The organism is Paenibacillus sp. GYB006 (genome assembly GCF_036577645.1).
In the GTDB taxonomy this organism is placed as follows: Bacteria; Bacillota; Bacilli; order Paenibacillales; family Paenibacillaceae; genus Paenibacillus.
The window spans coordinates 134227-154745 of the sequence record NZ_JARBDA010000001.1 but is presented as its reverse complement, the minus strand read 5'-3'; the positions used below and the strand labels follow the sequence as shown (position 1 = coordinate 154745).

General features: G+C 41.3%; 16 protein-coding genes. 4 read left to right on the top strand and 12 right to left on the bottom strand.

What is annotated here, in order from left to right; genetic code table 11:
* Positions 1-152: 152 nt before the first annotated feature.
* Together PV403_RS00695 and PV403_RS00690 are read right to left on the bottom strand one after the other, a co-directional pair.
* Complete coding sequence (locus PV403_RS00695; RefSeq protein WP_213532956.1) at positions 153-1334, bottom strand: LolA family protein; 1182 nt, start codon at positions 1332-1334, stop codon at positions 153-155.
* A 174-nt stretch (positions 1335-1508) separates the two neighbouring features.
* Positions 1509-2072, bottom strand: a complete 564-nt coding sequence (locus PV403_RS00690) for a GbsR/MarR family transcriptional regulator (RefSeq protein WP_213532945.1) — start codon at positions 2070-2072, stop codon at positions 1509-1511.
* A 435-nt stretch (positions 2073-2507) separates the two neighbouring features.
* Between PV403_RS00690 and PV403_RS00685 the strand changes: the two genes are divergently transcribed.
* Positions 2508-3725, top strand: a complete 1218-nt coding sequence (locus tag PV403_RS00685) for a quaternary amine ABC transporter ATP-binding protein (protein ID WP_213532944.1) — start codon at positions 2508-2510, stop codon at positions 3723-3725.
* Positions 3703-5445, top strand: coding sequence for a glycine betaine ABC transporter substrate-binding protein (locus tag PV403_RS00680; RefSeq protein WP_332083294.1), 1743 nt, complete (start codon positions 3703-3705; stop codon positions 5443-5445). The genes PV403_RS00685 and PV403_RS00680 overlap by 23 nt, the downstream gene beginning before the upstream one ends.
* A gap of 104 nt (positions 5446-5549) precedes the next feature.
* Here the strand turns inward: PV403_RS00680 and PV403_RS00675 are convergent, their stop codons facing one another.
* The 3 genes from PV403_RS00675 to PV403_RS00665 form a co-directional block, all read right to left on the bottom strand.
* The gene (locus PV403_RS00675; protein WP_213532942.1) at positions 5550-5819 is read right to left on the bottom strand and encodes a phage holin family protein; all 270 of its coding nucleotides are present in this window, start codon (positions 5817-5819) and stop codon (positions 5550-5552) included.
* Positions 5820-5969: 150 nt separating this feature from the next.
* Entirely contained in the window at positions 5970-6563 is a 594-nt protein-coding gene (locus PV403_RS00670) for a nitroreductase family protein (RefSeq protein WP_213532941.1), read from the bottom strand.
* A gap of 303 nt (positions 6564-6866) precedes the next feature.
* Complete coding sequence (locus PV403_RS00665) at positions 6867-7844, bottom strand: ring-cleaving dioxygenase (RefSeq protein WP_213532940.1); 978 nt, start codon at positions 7842-7844, stop codon at positions 6867-6869.
* Between the two features lie 520 nt (positions 7845-8364).
* Here PV403_RS00665 and PV403_RS00660 point away from each other — a divergent pair.
* Positions 8365-8625, top strand: a complete 261-nt coding sequence (locus PV403_RS00660) for a hypothetical protein (RefSeq protein ID WP_213532939.1) — start codon at positions 8365-8367, stop codon at positions 8623-8625.
* A gap of 207 nt (positions 8626-8832) precedes the next feature.
* Here PV403_RS00660 and PV403_RS00655 read toward each other — a convergent pair whose 3' ends face one another.
* From PV403_RS00655 to PV403_RS00625, 7 genes are all read right to left on the bottom strand, one after another.
* Complete coding sequence (locus PV403_RS00655; RefSeq protein WP_213532938.1) at positions 8833-10383, bottom strand: hydantoinase/oxoprolinase N-terminal domain-containing protein; 1551 nt, start codon at positions 10381-10383, stop codon at positions 8833-8835.
* Positions 10376-11479: a DUF917 domain-containing protein gene (locus PV403_RS00650; RefSeq protein ID WP_213532937.1), complete on the bottom strand. Its 1104-nt coding sequence runs from the start codon at positions 11477-11479 to the stop codon at positions 10376-10378. The genes PV403_RS00655 and PV403_RS00650 overlap by 8 nt, the downstream gene beginning before the upstream one ends.
* A complete protein-coding gene (locus PV403_RS00645; RefSeq protein WP_213532936.1) occupies positions 11476-12744 on the bottom strand; it encodes a cytosine permease in 1269 nt (422 codons plus the stop codon). The genes PV403_RS00650 and PV403_RS00645 overlap by 4 nt, the downstream gene beginning before the upstream one ends.
* A gap of 126 nt (positions 12745-12870) precedes the next feature.
* A complete protein-coding gene (locus tag PV403_RS00640) occupies positions 12871-14457 on the bottom strand; it encodes a PucR family transcriptional regulator (RefSeq protein WP_332083293.1) in 1587 nt (528 codons plus the stop codon).
* A 269-nt stretch (positions 14458-14726) separates the two neighbouring features.
* A complete protein-coding gene (gene moaA / locus PV403_RS00635; RefSeq protein ID WP_332083772.1) occupies positions 14727-15743 on the bottom strand; it encodes a GTP 3',8-cyclase MoaA in 1017 nt (338 codons plus the stop codon).
* A gap of 38 nt (positions 15744-15781) precedes the next feature.
* Positions 15782-16597 carry a formate dehydrogenase accessory sulfurtransferase FdhD gene (gene fdhD / locus PV403_RS00630; RefSeq protein ID WP_332083292.1) on the bottom strand — a complete coding sequence of 272 codons (816 nt, stop codon included), beginning with the start codon at positions 16595-16597 and terminating at the stop codon, positions 15782-15784.
* An 11-nt stretch (positions 16598-16608) separates the two neighbouring features.
* Positions 16609-16956 (bottom strand): DUF2294 domain-containing protein, encoded by a 348-nt coding sequence (locus PV403_RS00625; RefSeq protein WP_213532933.1) that lies wholly within the window; start codon positions 16954-16956, stop codon positions 16609-16611.
* Between the two features lie 621 nt (positions 16957-17577).
* On the opposite strand from PV403_RS00625, the gene fdhF reads away from it, so the two are divergent.
* A complete protein-coding gene (gene fdhF, locus PV403_RS00620) occupies positions 17578-20514 on the top strand; it encodes a formate dehydrogenase subunit alpha (RefSeq protein WP_332083291.1) in 2937 nt (978 codons plus the stop codon).
* Positions 20515-20519: the final 5 nt, after the last annotated feature.

Here is a 20519-nt window from a genome sequence, read left to right as displayed (position 1 = left end):
TGATTACTCTAAGGAATAGAAAAATACATTTACTGTTATATTCGCCGCCAAACCCCATTTTGCCTACAATCTGCGGATAAAAAAGAGGCGAACAGCCGTGTAATTTACGAAGAAATACTTCGTAAATATTCGGTATCCGCCTGTCTCACCTATTATTTACCCGATTGGTCCTGCATAGAAGCGGCGATTTGTACCATTTCTGCTACAGGTAAGTTATCGCTTGTAATACGGTATTCCATTCCTTCATCAAACCATGTTAATGTCTGAGGTAATTCTGTGGTCATCATACCAATGGTGAAGCCTAAATCTACAGGTGTTGTGGCAGCATAAGAAGAGGCTCTGTCTTGAGGTCTTGCTTCAATAATGGTGTAATTATATGTTCCTTCGAACCGTAACATGACTGCATAATCATCTTCTGTTTCCATAATGGTCGGCTCGCCTTTCATGTTTACCCCGTTCGGAAGATAAGTAGGTTCAATCACGCCAAAGTCTCCAAGATCACTTGATGCTCCTTCTTCCGTAGTCGCATGATCATCCGGACTTACTTCTCCTCCGACCTCGTCACCTGGCTGCCCTAATTCAGGCTGATCGGAAACGTCCACTCCAGGATCCTGCTCTTGTGGAGCAGATACTTCTGGTGTATTCACATCTTCATTAATCGTAGGGGTGCTGCCTGCTTCAGGAGCCTGTGTCTCTCCATTTCCAGCCGACATGTTCCTCTGCATATCAAATGAATCTTTTTCAAACTTCGTACCAAATTCAAATGTATCAAATTTCACATCAACGACAACGTTAGCATTGGCATCCGATACGGCAACGTGCTTTGGTGAATAATTCTCTTTGTCCAGCCAAATCTTCTGACGAACAAGCGAATGAGTATTGTAATTCGCAGCTACGTCAAACACATAACTGTCTTCTTCGTCTGCGAATTGACGGGCATTATCGCCAATAATACTGCGGACAAGGGTCTCATATAAATAGACTTGACCCTGATCATCCGGCCAGTTGCTTTGGAACCGGAAACTTTTATTCAGGCTCGGTGTTAGAACAAATACGCCATCATCATTACGAAGCACAATTTGTGTGATGTTTTTCTTCGCGTTCGTTAATGCAATACGATAATAAGAAGGTTTTTGATGCGATACTTCTACTTTGTACTCCTGCGGTGTTTCTCCAGAATAAAGTGTCATTACACCCGAACCTTTGTAACTTTCTAGCTCTCCTACGACCTCATTCAGATCTTTTACTACTGACTCTGCATCCTTTGGTCCACAAGCCGTAAGCAGACCTGAAAAGCACAGTACCATGGCAATTATCCATGATATCCGGCGCATGACATCATCCCCTTTAACACTGTTTTCAACTGATTGATACATGTTTATGAGGGACTTGTTCGATTTATGCAGACTGGCCTGACAAGCTGGATAAACAATATTCAAATTGGAATGAACCACACAAAAAAAGCCTCAACCTTCTGCGGTAGAAAGTGAGACTTATCATGATTACATTCACTTATCCAATTCTTCTTTAGGAACAAGCTGAAAAATTTCTTCTGATTCCATGGCATCGATTAAACGGTTCAGCCACTTGTAGTAAGATACGGCTTCTTCCATCTTTTTCTTATCTCTAGAAAGAATTTCGTAAAGTTTTTCATCTTCATGATGCTCTTTTAAAAGCCTATTCAGTTCTTCGATTGCTTTTCTAAACGTAAGAAGATTACTTTCTGCTGCTTGTCTCCATTTAATGGTGAAGTAATCCATAAAGGTCTGATGCCAGTCATACTCCACTTCGTACTGATCCTTACGAGAGCCCTTACTCCATACCTTATTCACCATTTGAAGATCAAGAAGATTACGTACACTCGTACTCATACTGGTCTTACTCATTTCCATTTCTCTTCCCATATCATCAAGCGTCATGGGTTGATTTGCGAAAAAGAGAAGTCCATATAAATGGCCCGCAGAAGAAGTGAGTCCGTACAATTCCATATTTTTACCCACGGTTTGAATGACACGCTTACGAATATTCATTATCTTTAATTGTTGTTCTTCATTTAATTGGTCCAAGCTCATGCTTGTAACCTCCCATTCTACCCTTAATCCTACTGTATAAAAATGTTCTGTCCAAATGAATAACTGAAATATTCACGGCCCAGGTCCAAATCACCAAATCATAAAAGAATTACATTAAGGACAATCTAAAAATCAAATTGCTAAATCGATGACTTTGATCACAATTTTTGTTAAATGTCATGATCTATTTTAAGAAAAGCAATATCAAAAGTAAAGATGCCTCCTACGTAGCAATTCCTCAATAAAGGAAGAATAGGCAAGAAAATATGCTTATTTTGCTAAAATTCAATTCGTACAGTTTTTACTGTACAAACTAAACATACGGAATGTACAATTGAAAGTATAGAGCCAATTTGTTACAATGGCAAAGGCAAATGTTTAAATTAAGTGAAATAAAGCTTATATCGTTATAGAAAAAGGGGTGTAAAGATAAGCATGACCATACTAGAAGTAAAAAATGTAAGTAAGCTGTTTGGTCCTAATGCTCAAGAGGGTGTTAAGCTTCTTGAACAAGGTTGGGATAAAAAGCGCTTGGCTAAAGAGAAAAATATTACGGTCGGCGTAAATCAAGTCAGTATGGAAATCAAACAGGGAGAAATCTTTGTAATTATGGGTCTCTCTGGTAGTGGTAAATCCACGCTTGTACGAATGCTGAACCGCTTGATCGAACCTACTTCGGGAGAAATCCTCGTTCACGGGAAAGATCTTCGTAAAATGAATAAAGAGCAGCTGCGCAAAGTTCGCAGAGAAACCATCAGTATGGTATTTCAAAGCTTTGCTCTTCTGCCTCACCGCACGGTACTCGATAACGTCGAATATGGTTTGGAGATTCAAAAGGTAGATAAAGCGAAACGCAGAGAAAAAGCAAAAGAAGCTCTTGAGCTGGTTGGGCTTAAAGGCTGGGAAGATAAACTTCCAAGCGAACTCAGCGGCGGGATGCAGCAGCGTGTAGGTCTTGCACGTGCCCTTGCTAACGATCCAGAAGTACTGCTTATGGACGAAGCTTTTAGCGCACTTGATCCACTGATTCGCCGTGACATGCAAGATGAGCTGGTAGAGCTGCAAGATCGTATGCAAAAAACGATTATCTTTATTACGCATGACCTGGACGAAGCTCTTCGTATTGGGGACCGAATTGCGCTGATGAAAGACGGTTCTGTTGAACAAATTGGCACACCGGAAGAAATTATGATCCAGCCTGCTAACTCATTTGTTGCTCGTTTCGTCGAGGATGTGGACTTATCTAAAGTACTCACTGCTTCTCACGTTATGTTGCGACCAGAGACCATTACACTCGATCGCGGCCCTCGGGTAGCACTTGAGCTGATGCGTGAACGCGGTATATCTAATCTGTTTGTCATCGACCGTACTAAAAAACTGCTCGGTGTTATAACAGCGGAAGATGCTGTTCGGGCCTTTAAAGACGGAAAAACATTACAAGATATTCTCATTACCGACGGACCTCAAGTACCGCCTGAAACGATGATGAATGATCTGTTTGAAATTACAAGCTCTGCCAAAGTTCCTGTAGCCGTAGTAGGCGACAATGGAAGAATCGTAGGCGTTATCGTAAGAGGCGCACTGCTCGGAGCCCTTGGCGGCGAAGTTACAACGAAGGAGGAACCATCTCATGCCGAAGTTACCCATAGCTGAGTGGACAGATGCCGCAGTTAATTGGCTAAATGACTCACTCTCCGGATTCTTCGGCGTCATTTCGACTATTATCGAAAGTGTCGTCGGATTTTTCTCGGGGCTGTTTATGCTGCCCCACCCTTTTCTTTTTATTATCATTTTTGGTGTACTTGCTTATCTCCTTGGAAAATGGAAACTTACCGCATTCACGGTAATTGGCTTCCTGCTCATCTATAACCTAGGTTACTGGACGCAATCCATGGATACACTGGGACTCGTCGTAACGTCAGGGATTGTATCCGTCGTGATCGGTGTACCCCTTGGTATTCTGTCGGCGTATAGCCGCAGCGTGGAAAGAGTAGTTACTCCGATCCTCGATCTAATGCAGACAATGCCTGCGTTCGTATACCTGCTTCCAGCCGTTACTTTCTTTAGTTTGGGTGTTGTACCGGGTGTTATTGCATCCGTTATATTCTCAATCCCGCCAACCATTCGTATGACGCATCTTGGTATCCGCCAAGTGTCTACGGAACTTGTCGAAGCGGCTGACGCTTTTGGTTCAACTTCGGCTCAAAAGCTATTTAAAGTACAGCTTCCGCTAGCCATGCCAACACTAATGAGTGGTGTTAACCAAACCATTATGTTGTCATTATCCATGGTCGTTATCGCGTCAATGATTGGGGCACAAGGTATTGGTGCTGAAGTATACCGTGCAGTTGGACAACTTCAGATTGGTAAAGGATTTGAAGCAGGGCTCGTCGTTGTTGTACTCGCGATTGTGCTCGACCGTTTCTCGCAGAATCTGGTAGGTAAGCCAGGGAAGAAGAAAAGCACCCGCTTTACATCAAAGCAGCGGATCTGGATGATCTCGGCCGCTACAGCTATTGTACTTATCGCTGGTTTTTCTCAGTATTTTGTAGGTAATAATGCTGCTGATGGTGCTGGCAACGCAGTTGGCCAAGAAGTAAATTATCAGATTGTGGGTATTGACCCTGGTGCTGGTATCATGACTTCTACGAAACAAGCACTGGAAGATTATGATCTGACAGATTGGACACTTGTGGAAGGTTCCAGCTCTGCGATGACAGCGATGCTGGAGAAAGCACTGAAGAATGAAGACCCTATTATCATAACGGGCTGGACTCCACACTGGATGTTCAACAAATATGATCTGAAATTCCTTGAAGATCCACTTAAATCCTATGGAGAAGCGGAAGAAATTCGTACGATTGTCCGTAAAGGACTTAAAGAAGATCATCCGACAGCCTACGAGTTCTTGGATCGCTTCAACTGGACGGCTGAAGAGATGGCTGAAATGATGATTGCTATTCAGGACGGCGCAGATCCACAGCAAGCAGCAAAAGAATGGGCGGAAGCTCATAAAGACAAAGTCGCTGAGTGGACAGAAGGTCTTCGGTCTTCGAATGGTGAGACTTTGAAACTTAGCTATGTATCTTGGGACTCTGAAATCGCAAGTACAAATCTCGCGGAATATGTCCTCGAGAATGAGCTAGGTTACAATGTAACTTCACTTCAAGTAGAAATGGGCCCTATGTGGACTGGTGTCGCAGCAGGCGATGTGGATGCTACCCTTGCAGCATGGATGCCTGTCACTTCCGCAGCATACTACGATCGTTACATTGACAAAGTCGAAGATGTTGGTGTGAATATGGAAGGTGCAAGAACAGGACTTACTGTTCCAGCTTACATGGATATTGACTCCATTGAAGATCTGAAATAATCTGTTCTATTCATAAAAGAGTTTTTCAACAAAAAACCGTAACCCTGCTCTGCTGGGTTACGGTTTTTTATGATTTTACCTCGCTTCGGCATCCGTCCGTGACCCTAGTTTTTTCTTCCAATACTGCGCGTCTGTTTAACCACCTGATGTCCATATACGGAGAAAGAACCGGCCAGAATCCCCTGCACGACTGAATCCGCCGACCATCCCAGCATCCAGATCGTAAGGAGTACAGCAACAATAACAACGACATATACAATGGTCCAATCCGGTATAGCCGGGGTTGATTTAAGAATAAATCCCACGACCCAGCAAGCGGCTACTACCCCAACTAGACGCGGGTCAATAAGCTCCCAGATCACACTCCATTCCACCTCTCCCACTCTCCTCTTTTCTGCATTTTCAGATATAAGGTTATGTATGCAGAATAGTGGACGAACAGTACATGCAGTAGTAATGTTTACACATAAAAAAGCCATCCCTTCATCCGAAGATAAAGGAATGGCTGAGAACTAGGCAGAAACTTAACCGAAGAATTTAATGCGTTCATCCAGCGGTTTGAATTCTTTGTCGCCAGCTGGTTGTGCAATACCACCAAACGGCATTTGAGCGCGAAGTTTCCAAGATTCAGGAACGTTCCACTCGTTAGCAATTCTTTCGTCAACCAGTGGGTTATAGTGTTGCAGAGAAGCGCCGATTCCTTCTGTAGCAAGACCAGTCCATACTGCAAATTGGTGCATACCAGCTGTTTGTTCAGACCAGATAGGGAAGTTATCTGCATAAGCAGGGAATGCTTCTTGTAAGCCGCCTACAACAGCTTGATCTTCAAAGAACAATACGGTACCATAAGCACCTTTAAACATATCCATTTTCTGCTGTGTTCCGGAGAAGTCTGCATCGCCCATAACTGCTTTCAGTACTTCTGTTGTCATGTCCCACAGTTTTTCATGCTCGCCTTTGAAAAGAACAACAACGCGAGTGGTTTGAGAGTTGAATGCGGATGGTACGTGTTTTACTGCATGCTCCACGATTTCTTTAATACGATCGTCGGACACCTTTACTTCTTTGTTAAGTGCATATACGGAACGGCGTGTTTCTACTGCTTCAAAAAAATTCATAATAAATTTCCTCCTATTAATTGAATATAATGTATTTATATTTTTCAAAGGATACCTTTATTATTTCATCGGCTCGTTAGAGATCGACCAAAATAATAAAGGTGCCTTTATTATTTCATCGGCTCATTTCGAGTTTGACCGAAATAATAAAGGTTACTGCAAAGTTTTATCAACTCTATTCGAGATTGACCAAATTCTTTGCAGGTACCTGCAAAATTTATATCGATTCTCCAACGATAGAATTTTGCAGGTTACCTTTAATATTTCATCAACTCATTTCGAGTTTGACCGAAATAATAAAGATTACTCCTTATTGAAAACTTTATCGCTACGCATCGTGTCGATCGGGCGAACATCTTGCTCAATCTGCTCACGATGTGGTTCCAAGAATGGCGGCAGAGACAATTTCTCTCCCAGCGTTTCATAAGGTTCATCCCCCATAAAACCAGGGCCATCTGTTGCAAACTCAAACAAAATTTGCGGAGTGACTCTTGCATACAAGGATTCAAAGAAGTGACGATCTACATAACCTGAAGTAGTAAAGCCGAAGCTTTCCATACGAGATGTCCACTCATCAAGTACAGCTCGGTTCTCAACCCGGAATGCAGCATGGTGAACCGTACCGTAACCTTGACGAGCTGGCGGGAGTTCCGTGTTGTCTTCAACGACAACCTGTGCTCCGTTTCCGCCCTCTCCTCCTTCAAACAAATGAAGATTTCCTTCCTGTGCAATTTCTTTGAACAAAAGCACTCTCTCCATCAATTCTTTGAAATAATCAAACTGAGAGAAGCGAACAAAGATAGGACCGAGGCCTGTAATCGCATATTCTAGTGGGATCGGACCTTTTTGCCATGGCGTTCCGGATGGAACCCCTTTGTTCAACTCATCTGAGATCAATTGATATTGCTGATCATCAAAGTCGACAAAAGACAATGTTTTCTTCCCAAATAGCTCTTGTATGCCAGAATGACTTACTCCTAGACGATCAAAACGCTCTTTCCAATAATCAATCGCTTTGTCCGTAGGAACACGGAAAGAAGATTTGTAGATCTCATCATTACCATGGGTCCCTTTCGGAATACCAGGAAAATCAAAAAATGTCATATCCGTACCTGCACTGCCTTTATCATCCGCAAAGAACAAATGATAAGTCTGAATATCATCTTGGTTTACCGTTTTTTTCACAAGTCTCATACCGAGGACATAAGTGAAAAACTCATAATTTTTTTCAGCGTTGCTCGTAATTGCGGTTACGTGGTGAATTCCTTTTAAATGGTTCATTATTTATCCCTGCCTTCTAAATTACCTTTAATTAAAGTATTACAAATTTAAGATATGTAGTTAAAAATCAAATCCCATATGTTCGACGAAGTAATAACGAATGGCTTCTTTATTTTCTAATGAAAATGAGCTGCATTCCATATCTCTAACATTCAGGGATTCTATTCATTCATGCCTTTTGGCAATTCATAGCTTGATGTTTGTAACTTACTTTTTCTCAATCGCTTAACTAAAGTTTATTACTAATCAAGATGAAAGTCAACCTTTTTCGCAAAATAGATCGGGATCATTCCCCTTCTATATGGATCTTTATTTTCTCCCTTCTTATCATTACACCAATCTGAGTCACTTCATTCACTTCCCCATGAATTTGTTTCTATTGATATTTCTTTCATATCACAGCTAATTGATATATTCATAGATTCTCGATGGATTCTCTTCATTTTTAATAGATTCGTCTAGCACACTTCTTCCTCTAGTAGCATTTAATATAGAATACTAGAAGAAAAGAGGTGATTAAATGACTAGTATAAAAGCTACTAGACAACCTGACCTTGTATTAATTACTTGGGCAAGTAACCCTCTATTCCCAGGCTCTCCAAAGAAAATCGTTTCCGTACGTGTCATTGGGAGTACTAAACCTTGTAAACATGGTTTAAAACACAATGCATGGATTGGTACCTCATTAGCTTGTATGTTAGATAAGCATGTCGGCTTCAAGATCATCTTCAAAAAAAGAACATCGGCAATCAGCGGGGTCGTGTTATTGCAACGCTACTAATTTAAGTATATTTGGTAAGAAAGAGAGTAGAGATTTCTTCTGCTCTCTTTTATATGAAACTAGCATTTGTTTTATATTCTCTGAAAAATAAAATGGAAAAAGAAATGTACCCTAAGCAACTTGAACAAAAAGGTCCTGAACAGTGATCGATCACTGTTCAGGACCTTTTACTTTATACCACATCTCTAACTCATTTATATCTCACTTCTAACTCATCTTACCTACTACTTTAACTCTAAGTCTGGTTGCATTCTCTGGATGATAGGCCAGCGGTGTCTCTTCCACTTCAACCAGTTCAATTGTAGCAGGATCAGCCCCTGCGAGTACCGCCTGGTTCACAGCCTTTTCCTTCGCATCTTCAAGCGACTCCTCACGCGGCTCACGAGAGTAAATATAGATTTGTTCGTACTGTCCACTGATTTGGGCGATGGATGCACCAATGGCGTTGGCAACGCCCCCGTTCTCCGTTTTAATGATGCTGGATACACCGGGAATCTGATCCGGGATAATCACACTGCCGCCGCCTACAAGTACAATCTGTACATCTTCGGACGAAGTTTTCATCTTATCGATCGCTTTTTCAATGATTGAAGAAATTTCAACTTGGACTTGTTTTGCAAAATCCTCATCAATGTGACGAACTAAACTCTTATCGCCGAGATCCGCGAGTCCAAGACGAACCGCAATATCAGTAGTAGTTAAGGTATTTCCGCCAAAGACAAGTGCTTCTTCACTAATTCGATAACCCACACTATCAGGTCCAACCGTAATCTTGCCATTATCCGTACGAACGATACTTCCGCCGCCAAGCCCTACAGAGATAATATCCGGCATTCTAAAGTTCGTCCGAATATCCCCTACTTCAACCGCTACTGAGGATTCCCTTGGGAATCCATCTTGCAAGACACCGATATCCGAGGTCGTTCCACCGACATCAATGACCATCGTATCTTTAATATTGGCTAAATAGGAAGCTCCCCGGATACTATTTGTTGGTCCGCATGCAATAGTGAGAATAGGAAAATGTTTAGCGTAATCAATCGACATGAGCGTTCCGTCATTTTGACATAAGTACACTTCTGCCCCTTCAATTCCCTCTTCTTCAAGCGCATGAACAAATCCTGTCGTCGTCACCTCAATCACTTTGCACAAGGCTGCATTTAGTATGGTAGCATTCTCACGTTCAATCAGGCCGACAGATCCGATCAAAGAAGAGCAAGATACGGGATAAGCTTCGCCGTACTCCTCCCAGATCCACTCCCGAACTTTCAGTTCCTGATCATTCTTAATAGAGGAAAAAACGCCAATAATCGCAATCGATTCTACTTTATCTCGCCACTCGTTTAAAAGAGCTTTAACTTCCTGTTCATCCAGCTCACTCAATAATTGTCCATCATATTCATAACCGCCATGAAGTAAAGCGTAGCTACCTGACAGCTTCTCCACCATATCTTTCGGCCAAGCCGTATACGGAGGAACGGAAGCAGTAGCCGGAAATCCTAAACGAATGACGCCGACTTTAGCTAATTTTTTGCGTTCCACGATCGCATTCGTACACTGTGTTGTTCCAAGCATCGCATGCGTAATCTTGGTTTTATCAATGCCTGCACCTTGTAACACGTTCCGCAGCGAGGTTTCTATCCCTGTTTTAATATCAAGAGTAGTTGGAGATTTCACACTATGAACCAGATGATTATGCTCATCCAAAATAATAGCATCTGTATTCGTACCGCCTACATCGATTCCAATTCTATACATGTGCAGCCACCGCCTTACTCACCAGTTCCTCAATGGGAACATAATCATAGTCATATCCGAAATATCTCGGTCCTGCTGTTTCAATTCCTTTTTCTGTTCTCCATTTCGGATGCGCTGGCAGCCCGATAACACGTACACGTTTTCCATATTTCAAACTTTCTGTCGTAACCGGCAATAACGTTTCATAGTCAACCAGACAGATTAAATCAGGGGTAATGGCTACGACCTGACCATTCTTCTCGGCAAGTAGATTTTCATTTTGAAAATGAACCTTCATCTGCTCCTCTTTATGAGCTTCGATCCCTTCCAGATTCATTCTTCCTAAGTTAAAACCACCTTTAGTTTCTCTGATGACGTCGGTAATCTTCCCTTGGAATAGTTCATAACCTGAGGTCAGTTGTAACAGCTGCTCAAGCTTATCTTTGGGATCTCTATTCTTTGATGAAATAATCTCGCCAATTCTTTCAGACAAAGTCACAATATGATGGACACCGCTGTTTTTAAGCTGCGCACCTGTCGTTGGATAGAGGCTTACGAGAGCACTAGCCCCCATCTCGACTGTCGCTGTCCGTGCTAACCTTTCGGTCCATTTATTGTCGATCGTCTCGAAAATACCGACATTTCCTTTTTCATCGGTGATCGCCATCGGTGTAGCTGAAATACCGTCGAGGTTAAACGTCACCATCTGAAGTTCAGGGAATGCCCTGCCCATGCCGTCGCAATCAATCAGCGGTAAGCCGAGCTGCGCCGCAACAACGATAGGAATCATGGAATTGACTCCCCCTGCTTCCATTGGGTACGTTCCTGTTATTTTTTCTCTGCCTACATATTTAGCGAGCTTCTGAAACACCTTAACGAACTCATCGCCTTTTGGAAATTTTTCAACGAGCACGGAAGGTGCACCCATCATCGCAGCAGGAATGAAAAAGTCTTCATCCTCAATTTCATCTACAGAATATAACCTTACGGGTCCGTGTTTCTCGATCGCCGAAAGAGCCATAAGTTTACCGATATAAGGGTCTCCCCCTCCACCTGTTCCTAAAAATGCAGCACCTACCGCAATATGTTCAATCGCGCTTTTATCTAAATATCTCATCTATTTCCCTCCAGTATGGCAGTTTTTGAAGCTGTAAATCGGTAGCCGACTACATATATAACAAATGAAATGATGATACCAAGCAGAGGCTGGTTCGATACCTCAGGCAAACTTGGGAAAAAGGAAAATACGACAGGAATACAAGCAATGATCGAACCAACAAGCCAGGACACTACGCCCAGCATATTAACCCCTTCTGTTTCTTGCCAGCTATTTTTATCCCCTTTGTTCATCACCCAATAGGATGCAATCATGACCCCCGCTACAGGCGGAACCATCGCTGAAAATACCGACATCACCGGTGTGAAAAAATTCAAAATGCCGATGACTGCAAGGATTGTCCCAATTAGTCCAGCAACCCCAACTGTCCATTTTTCTTTATCTTTGGAGACTGAAAATACATTCGTCAGGGCAAATCCCCCAGAGATGGCATTAATCATATTTGTTTTCCATGCGGCTAGAATTAACACCACACCCCCGATAAACGGAGTCGTAATATTCAAAAAGACAGCCGTAACATCACTTGTTTGATAAGCAATCGTTAAAACAGCACCTACACTGATCATGAGTACACCAGATGGGATGATTCCAAAAATGGCCGCTTTTAACACGTCAGAACGCTTCCGTGAAAACTGCGAATAGTCGCCTGCAATTACGGCTCCAAGTGCAAATGAACCGATCGTTACAGCAAGTCCATCCATGAATTTCATTTGTCCTTCAGGCTCATAGTTACTAATGAGCTGCCAAGAGTCCCCTGTGAATGCTTGAACCAATCCCATAATGCAGATTACAACGAGTAAAGGAACGGCAATATAACTAAGTACACGAAGCACTTTGATTCCATACATTGCGGAAATAACCATCACGATACCACTGATTAAAGAGGCTGCTGGAACAGGAATGCTCATTCCAAACTCTCCTAGCAAATTGGCCAGCGCTGCCCCGCATACATTGGCCTGAATCCCAAACCAACCGAGACAGGCAATCGTGAGAATAATAGATAAAATGGTCCTAGAACCTTTTTTACCAAACACTTGTCCTGCGACTTGAACTGTTGTCTTTCCTAAATCCGTACTTTGGATCCCTTGAAGGATCATAATGGCAACAATAATGGCGTAACCAATGAATGCAATCAGCAGGGTTTTCGGTAAGCTCATTCCCGATATGAGCGTATTTCCTACCAAAATACCAGGTATGCTGATCATCGCCCCTGCCCACACCATTGCCAGAGTGAACCAAGATTGCTGTTCTCCATCCTTTCTCATGTAACCTCTCCCCTAACTCGTAAATGATTTTTCTTATTATAGAAGGAACGATGACAGAACGTCTTTTTCAAAAATAAAAAAAAGATCCGTAATTTTTGTCTTTTTCGACAAAAGTTACGGACCATGCTAGCTATGGATTAATCGGTAGATCATACAAGCGATATACACATCATAAAATTCCGAATGTACCGTTACATCATAACCGATGAGTTCGCTGATCTTTTTCATGCGATATTTTACTGTGTTTTTATGAACGAACAGCCGTTTTCCGCAGTCATCAAAACTCCCTTTTGAATCAAGCAGAAAGGTCAAGAGAGTCCTCAGCGAGTCAGGATCACCTAGAATGGGTTCGATGACAGACATCCACTCTTCAATCACTTCTTCTCCTTGTACACTGAGATCCACAGCCCGCTTTATTGTACGCATCTCTGCTGCCGTATATAATTTACGCTCTTCATAGATGAGGTGGACTTTCTGGCCCACACTGTTTACAAGCTGATACATACGCCGCACGTCCTGCGTGTTTCTCATTCGGGGGGCGTACACCATTTTAGATATATTGGAGGCGAAATGCGCCGTGTCCATGTACTCCGCAGCAATTTCATACTCACTGTAATTGTAAGAGCAGTTTCCCAAGAGGACGATAATACAATGATCGATGATTTGAATGACCGCTGTCTTATAATATTTGAATAAATGCTCTTCAAGTTCTTCGCGAATTTGTTTCTCTGCGGACAGATCCTGGATATACACTAACCACAGCATTTGAATCGCAGAGACATCAATATGGAGGAGATGAGCCAGTCTCCGCATTTTTTCACTCTCATCATTAATAATTGCTTTGACCAAGGCATACTCGCTGACCTCATTATGCTTGTCTCCCCACAAATTCATCGCTACCTGCACAACTTCACTTGTTTTCTCGATGGTCTTTGCGGGTAATTTCGAATTCTCTTTAATCAGAAAAAGATACAGCAACTCTCCATTTTTTTGATGGATACTTTTCCCTTCTACAAAACAGGCAGGATGAAGCTCTGCTTGTCCCTTTACTCCATTCATCAAATAAGGGGCATATTCCTCAATAATTTGGGATACATCCAGCGTTGAATTACGGGGCCACATCACTTGATTTACAATTTCCATATGTGTATTCGTCAACACGATATTCGCTTTCAGCCGATCCGATAAAAATTTCAGTGTAATTTCTACGCTCTGAGAGTGTTCTGGCAAAAGTGATACTTTTTCTAATGATTCATTTACAAAATTATCATTGATGGTTTGATTCTGCAGTACAATTGCTTCCATCACTTCATAGATCACTTCGTTATAACGCAGCGTATAGTCATTTTCCGGCATGCAAATGATAATGAAATTTTTAGACTCTGCTAATTGCAGCACCTCTTCGGCCACTTCCGGAATAATGATTCCTACATAATATAGAATCAGTCCCACTTCACCCAAATCGTGGAGATACTGAATGGTCTCACACTGTTTTTCCACACTATCTCGAATGGAGAAAAAAGAGCTGATGACAATCTCTTCCGCATAATATTCTTCTTGAATGGCGTTTACGATTTGAGAGGAATAATCAGCGTTGGCAACTTCAAGCACGGATAAGGAAGAAACCGTACGCTGAAGATTATTTTTGCCAGTCAGCACCTTGGCTCCTCGAAAGGAAGGCAATTGCAGCATATCTTTAACGGTTATCCCCATGTAGATCACCACTTCTTCTCTGTTTTTCTTCGTTGTCTGACGAATATATTTTTACTATTTTATTTCATCTAGGTCTGTTGTGCTATGGAGTCTGCATCCATCCTACCCAGAAAAAGAAAGAAGCACCTAAAAAGTTCATAGAACTAATCTGGCGCTTCTCCTCGGTTGCTTATAATGAATGAAATATTTATATATATAAAATGGTTTCTTGTACAAATATACAAGCTAGCACTAGCTGTTACCTTCCTAGCTACTACCTTCCTATTTGTCTAACCACCGATGTGTGACATTTCGATTTTTGAATTTTTCCTTTTATTCATCGTCTCTTCATTTCGTTCATCGGAATAGCGGTCATCTCTATTTTCCCATACCTTTGAAATAAACTGGGTAATAGCTTCATCATCTTCCCCAGACCGTAACAAGTCTCTTACGTTCGTTCCCTCTGTTGCAAATAAACAAGTATATAATTTTCCTTCGGCAGAGATACGAGCACGTGAACAAGTTCCGCAGAAGGAGTCAGTGACAGAAGAAATCACGCCGATTTCACCCTGACCATCTTCATATTGATAACGCGTAGCTACTTCCCCTATATAATTAGGCTCGGTAGGTTTCAAAGGAGAGAACTCGTTAATCCGGTCAATGATTTCTTTTTTTGACACAACATCATCCAGCCGCCAACCATTCGAATTCCCAACATCCATATATTCAATAAACCTAAGGATATGCTGTTTCTCTTTAAAAAATCTCGCCATAGGTACGATATCTTGATCATTTTTTCCTTTTTGAACAACCATATTGATCTTTACTTGTAGTCCTGCCTCTGCTGCTTTTTCTATTCCTTCTAATACCGTTGATACTTTTCCCCGATGACCATTCATCTCAAAAAAGCGATCTTCATCTAATGAATCCAGACTAACCGAGACTCGTGCTAATCCTGCTTTTGCTAAATCATGTGCATATTTTTTTAGTAAAGTGCCATTGGTTGTTAAGGCAATCTCCTCTACCCCAGCGATGTGATGAATCCGTTCTATTAACTTAGGCAGATCTTGACGCAATAAAGGTTCCCCGCCCGTAATACGTACTTTTCTCACTCCTAATGAGACGAAAATTCGGACTAATCTTTCGATTTCTTCAAAACGGAGTATTTTATCAGACGGTAAAAAAGCAAAATCTGGACCAAATACCTCGGCAGGCATACAATACTGACAACGAAAATTACATCGGTCTGTCACTGAAATTCGTAAATCTCTTAGAGGTCTATGTAGTTGGTCTTGTAGATTTGAAATTGTAATCTCCTTCTTTCATTTTGTAAGAGTTTATTCATTTACAGGTCCGTTTTTGCATCATGCTCAGGTAAAAGAATACGCTCTTTGTGTGTATAAATATTAAGTGAATTCTGACGAATAAAACCTACGGTCGTAATACCGAGTTCTTCTGCCAATTGCAGAGCAAGTTCGGTTGGAGCTGATTTGGACAAGACAATTTCACATCCAATTTTGGATACTTTAAGTAAAATTTCCGATGAAATTCGTCCGCTAAATACGATGATTTTATCTTTCATACTAATGTTGTTTCGCAGGCAATATCCATATATTTTATCAAGTGCATTATGGCGTCCAATATCCATTCGACTGAGTATAATCCCATTCACATCACATAGCGATGCGTTATGCACACCACCCGTTTTTTTGAAAATTTCAGCTGAATCTTGCATATCTCGCATTAACCGAAAACAATCCTCTATTGTAACTCGCACATGTATATCTTCTACTTTTTTAGATACAAGGGCATCATTAGCAAAAACGAAACCTTGGCGGCTCATCCCACAACAAGAGGTAATGTATCTTTTATTTTGAATTTTTTGAGAGTAAGGATTGATGCTCTTGGTTTTGACATGCACAAAACCTTCTTTTTCTTGATACCACACTTCTTCAATATCTTTGGAACTCCGAATGATCCGCTCAGAAGCTAAATATCCAACAACCATATCTTCTACATACTCGGGTGTGCAAACCATTGTAACAAATTCCTCTTGATTAATCTTAACAGTGACCGCATGTTCTGTAACCACGAGATCTTCTATTTCTTGGATTTGTTTATCTGCAACATGTATAACCTTTCTTGTTACGGCATTTTCCATAAGGCATCCTCTTATTCACTAATATTATTTTCAAAAACAAATACAGAAATAGCAAAATCCTCTTCAATTTTGATATCTGAAAATAAATGGAGCAATTTCGAACCTACGAGTTCTTCCATGCCTTCTGGAGGCGATTCACTGTACAAATCCTGGATCATACTTGTACGTGCTGCATGAACCATTTTTAATCCTTCAGGAGTACTCGCAATAAATTTTTCGGTAGGTGTGATATTTCCATAGAGTGTGGAAACTGCCATATTCTCGACGAAAACCGTATGAATACGATCTGGTCCTTTTCCAAATTTATCTTTGCGTAGTTTTCGAATCATGTCATTAAATTCATGTATTTTTTTTGACATTTTAACGAATCTCCCATCATAGCAAACTTTTGTTTATTATCATATTTTCATAAGGATAACCCTTATCATTTTGTATGAAATCAGCAGCTTATGCAGTTAAAATAGTACTAGTAAAGGTTTCTCTTGTCCATTTATCTTATCAAATACAATGCATATTTTTTTACTTAATTCCGTTTTCAGAATACAATTGATAATGACTCTCATTAATTAATTTTATTGATATTATTGATCATTTTAATTGAAAAGAGCTATAATAAATGATATACGAATGGTGTTTACGTATTTTGATTCATATATGGTTTTAAATGTAGAATGTAGTTGGACTGCTTGCCATAATGGATTTTAATATTTGAATTCTATTTGTATACTAAAAATTTTAAATGAAGTAGATTGGATTTATAGCACGGCCTGCTATGAATTTTATCCACCATGAACATTTAGCATGTATAGAGCATGCTGTTTCATGGTGGATTTTTTATTTTCCAAACCTAATTTTCACACTGACCCTCGTAATAACCGTTTCATTAAATCTAATCATCAACTCGTTATTTTATTCATTATTCATCCTAAATAGGATTCTGTGAACATATAAGTCTCTTAGAGCAAAAGGAGGAAATCACCTTGACCAAAATTAACATTAATGGCGTACCGTATGATGCAGCAGAAGGAGCAACCATCCTGGATACCATTAATCAAAATGGCATACCCCATCCGCAAATCTGCCATGTACCTTCTGTTGATCCCATCCAAACTTGTGATACATGTATCGTTGAAGTCAATGGCGAACTTGTTCGTTCTTGTTCCACAAAAGCTGTAGACGGTATGAACGTTCAGTTGAATTCCGAAAAGGCGAAAGCTGCGCAAACTGAAGCTATGGACCGTATACTCGAAAACCATTTGCTGTACTGCACCGTATGTGACAATAACAACGGGAACTGTAAATTACATAACACGGCAGAACTCATGGAAATTGAACATCAAAAATATCCCTATAAACCAAAAGTTGAACCACATGAAGTTGATATGTCACATCCATTTTATCGATACGATCCCAACCAATGTATCGCATGCGGGCAATGTGTAGAAGTATGCCAAAGCCTGCAAGTGAACGAAACGTTATCCATTGACTGGGAAGCCGAAAGACCGCGAGTTATCTGGGATGAAGGCGTTGCGATCAACGATTCTTCCTGTGTAAGCTGCGGACAATGTGTTACCGTTTGTCCATGTAATGCGCTTATGGAAAAAACCATGCTTGGCGAAGCCGGTTTTATGACTGGACTTAAACAAGATATGCTTGATCCGATGATTGATTTGATTAAGGAAGTTGAACCTGGATACAGCGGTATCTTTGCTGTTTCTGAGATCGAAGCTGCCATGCGCAGCAAACGTACGAAAAAAACAAAGACCGTGTGTACTTTCTGTGGTGTAGGCTGTTCGTTTGAAGTATGGACCAAAGATCGCAAAATCCTAAAAGTCCAACCATCAGATGGTCCTGTAAATGCAATATCTACTTGTGTCAAAGGGAAATTCGGCTGGGACTTCGTAAACTCCGAAGAACGGATTACGAAACCACTAATTCGCAAAAATAATGAATTTGTTGAGGCATCATGGGATGAAGCGCTGGACCTGATCGCATCTAGACTTGGCGGTATTCAAAAAGAATACGGTACAGGTTCTGTCGGATTTATCTCCTCTTCCAAAATTACAAATGAAGAAAACTACTTGATTCAAAAAATGGCTCGTCAATTGTTTGAAACCAACGATGTCGATAACTGTTCACGCTATTGCCAGTCTCCTGCTACCGACGGCTTACTACGCACAGTTGGTATGGGCGGTGACGCAGGAACGATTAAGGATATTGCGAAAGCGGGTCTTGTCATCATTGTGGGGGCAAACCCTGCAGAAGGTCACCCTGTATTAGCGACTCGCGTCAAACGTGCTCATAAATTACACGGTCAAAAATTAATTGTTTCCGATATTCGTAAACATGAGATGGCGGAGCGTTCCGATATTTTCATGCGTCCAAAACAAGGTACAGATCAAGTATGGATTATGGCGGTTACCAAATACATCATTGATCAAGGGTGGCATGATGAAGCCTTTATTCAAGAAAACGTAAATTTCTATGATGATTTTAAAGCCGTACTTGATAAATACACCCTGGAATATGCGGAACAACAGACAGGGATTTCAAAAGAAACGCTGATTCAAGTTGCCGAAATGATTCGTGATGCAGACGGTACCTGTGTGCTTTGGGGTATGGGGGTTACGCAAAATACGGGCGGTTCCTATACATCCGCAGCAATTTCCAATCTACTTCTTGCTACGGGTAACTATCGTCGTCCTGGTGCAGGCGCCTACCCTCTTCGCGGTCATAACAATGTGCAAGGTGCTTGTGACATGGGTACACTTCCGAATCTACTGCCAGGTTATCAAAAAGTAACGAACGATGCAGAACGCGAAAAATTTGAAAAAGCATATGGCGTAAAAATCAAACCAGAACCAGGTCGTACAAACATGCAAATGTTAGATGCGATTATGGAAGGTAAGATGAAAGCTATGTATTTAGTGGGCGAAGATATGGCTCTAGTCGACTGTGATGCAAACCACGTAGATAAAGTTCTTTCACAACTCGACTTTTTTGTTGTACAAGACATCTTCCTATCACGTACAGCACAATACGCAGATGTGATTCTGCCCGCAGCGCCATCGCTTGAAAAAGAAGGTACTTTCACCAATACAGAACGCCGTGTACAGCGTCTCTATCAAGTACTGCCGACGCTTGGTGAATCAAAAGCCGATTGGGAGATTCTTCAGGCCGTTGCTCGCCGCTTAGGTGCAGATTGGAATTACAGCCATCCAAGTGAAATTTTTGATGAAATGGCAAGCCTGTCTCCGATCTTTGCTGAAGCGAACTATGATGTACTAGCAAATTGGGGCAGCTTCTGCTGGGGAAGTCTGGATGGAAAAGATACACCATTACTCTATGAAGATGGGTTTAATTTCCCTGATAAAAAAGCACGTTTCGCTTTACATGATTGGGTGCAGCCTGTCGATTATGAAGCACAATATGACTGCCTAATTAACAATGGCCGTATGCTTGAACACTTCCATGAAGGAAACATGACGAATAAATCCAAAGGGATTCAGTCGAAAGTACCTGAGATTTTTGTGGAAGTCTCACCTGAGCTCGCCAAAGAACGCGGCATTGAAGATGGAGCCCTGCTTCGTCTCGTATCACCGTACGGCGCATTAAAACTTAATGCCCTAATAACCGATCGGGTACAAGGAAAGGAATTATTCCTACCAATGAACTCGGTCAGCAAAGATTCAGCAATCAATTTCTTAACCGGACCGGCTGCAGATATCAATACATCTACACCGGCTTACAAACAAACAAAAGTACGCGTGGAAATACTGAAGCCAAAAGGGAAAAATCCGCTGCCTAGAACAAATCCGCGTTATAAAAAACGTCATCCGCAAAATGGCGTTGAAGTTGAGCGTAAATGGAACCGTCCTGGATACGTACACTTAACAACGACTAACGAAGGGAAGTGACCCAC

What these genes read in the sequence shown, in the direction of transcription:
- PV403_RS00695 (WP_213532956.1), bottom strand. Translation starts at nt 1,334, where the DNA reads ATGCGCCGGATATCATGGATAATTGCCATGGTACTGTGCTTTTCAGGT.
- PV403_RS00625 (WP_213532933.1), bottom strand. Translation starts at nt 16,956, where the DNA reads ATGTCAAAAAAAATACATGAATTTAATGACATGATTCGAAAACTACGC.
- PV403_RS00645 (WP_213532936.1), bottom strand. Translation starts at nt 12,744, where the DNA reads ATGAGAAAGGATGGAGAACAGCAATCTTGGTTCACTCTGGCAATGGTG.
- PV403_RS00685 (WP_213532944.1), top strand. Translation starts at nt 2,508, where the DNA reads ATGACCATACTAGAAGTAAAAAATGTAAGTAAGCTGTTTGGTCCTAAT.
- PV403_RS00660 (WP_213532939.1), top strand. Translation starts at nt 8,365, where the DNA reads ATGACTAGTATAAAAGCTACTAGACAACCTGACCTTGTATTAATTACT.
- fdhD (WP_332083292.1), bottom strand. Translation starts at nt 16,597, where the DNA reads ATGGAAAATGCCGTAACAAGAAAGGTTATACATGTTGCAGATAAACAA.
- PV403_RS00655 (WP_213532938.1), bottom strand. Translation starts at nt 10,383, where the DNA reads ATGTATAGAATTGGAATCGATGTAGGCGGTACGAATACAGATGCTATT.
- PV403_RS00650 (WP_213532937.1), bottom strand. Translation starts at nt 11,479, where the DNA reads ATGAGATATTTAGATAAAAGCGCGATTGAACATATTGCGGTAGGTGCT.
- PV403_RS00680 (WP_332083294.1), top strand. Translation starts at nt 3,703, where the DNA reads ATGCCGAAGTTACCCATAGCTGAGTGGACAGATGCCGCAGTTAATTGG.
- PV403_RS00665 (WP_213532940.1), bottom strand. Translation starts at nt 7,844, where the DNA reads ATGAACCATTTAAAAGGAATTCACCACGTAACCGCAATTACGAGCAAC.
- PV403_RS00670 (WP_213532941.1), bottom strand. Translation starts at nt 6,563, where the DNA reads ATGAATTTTTTTGAAGCAGTAGAAACACGCCGTTCCGTATATGCACTT.
- PV403_RS00640 (WP_332083293.1), bottom strand. Translation starts at nt 14,457, where the DNA reads ATGGGGATAACCGTTAAAGATATGCTGCAATTGCCTTCCTTTCGAGGA.
- PV403_RS00690 (WP_213532945.1), bottom strand. Translation starts at nt 2,072, where the DNA reads ATGAGCTTGGACCAATTAAATGAAGAACAACAATTAAAGATAATGAAT.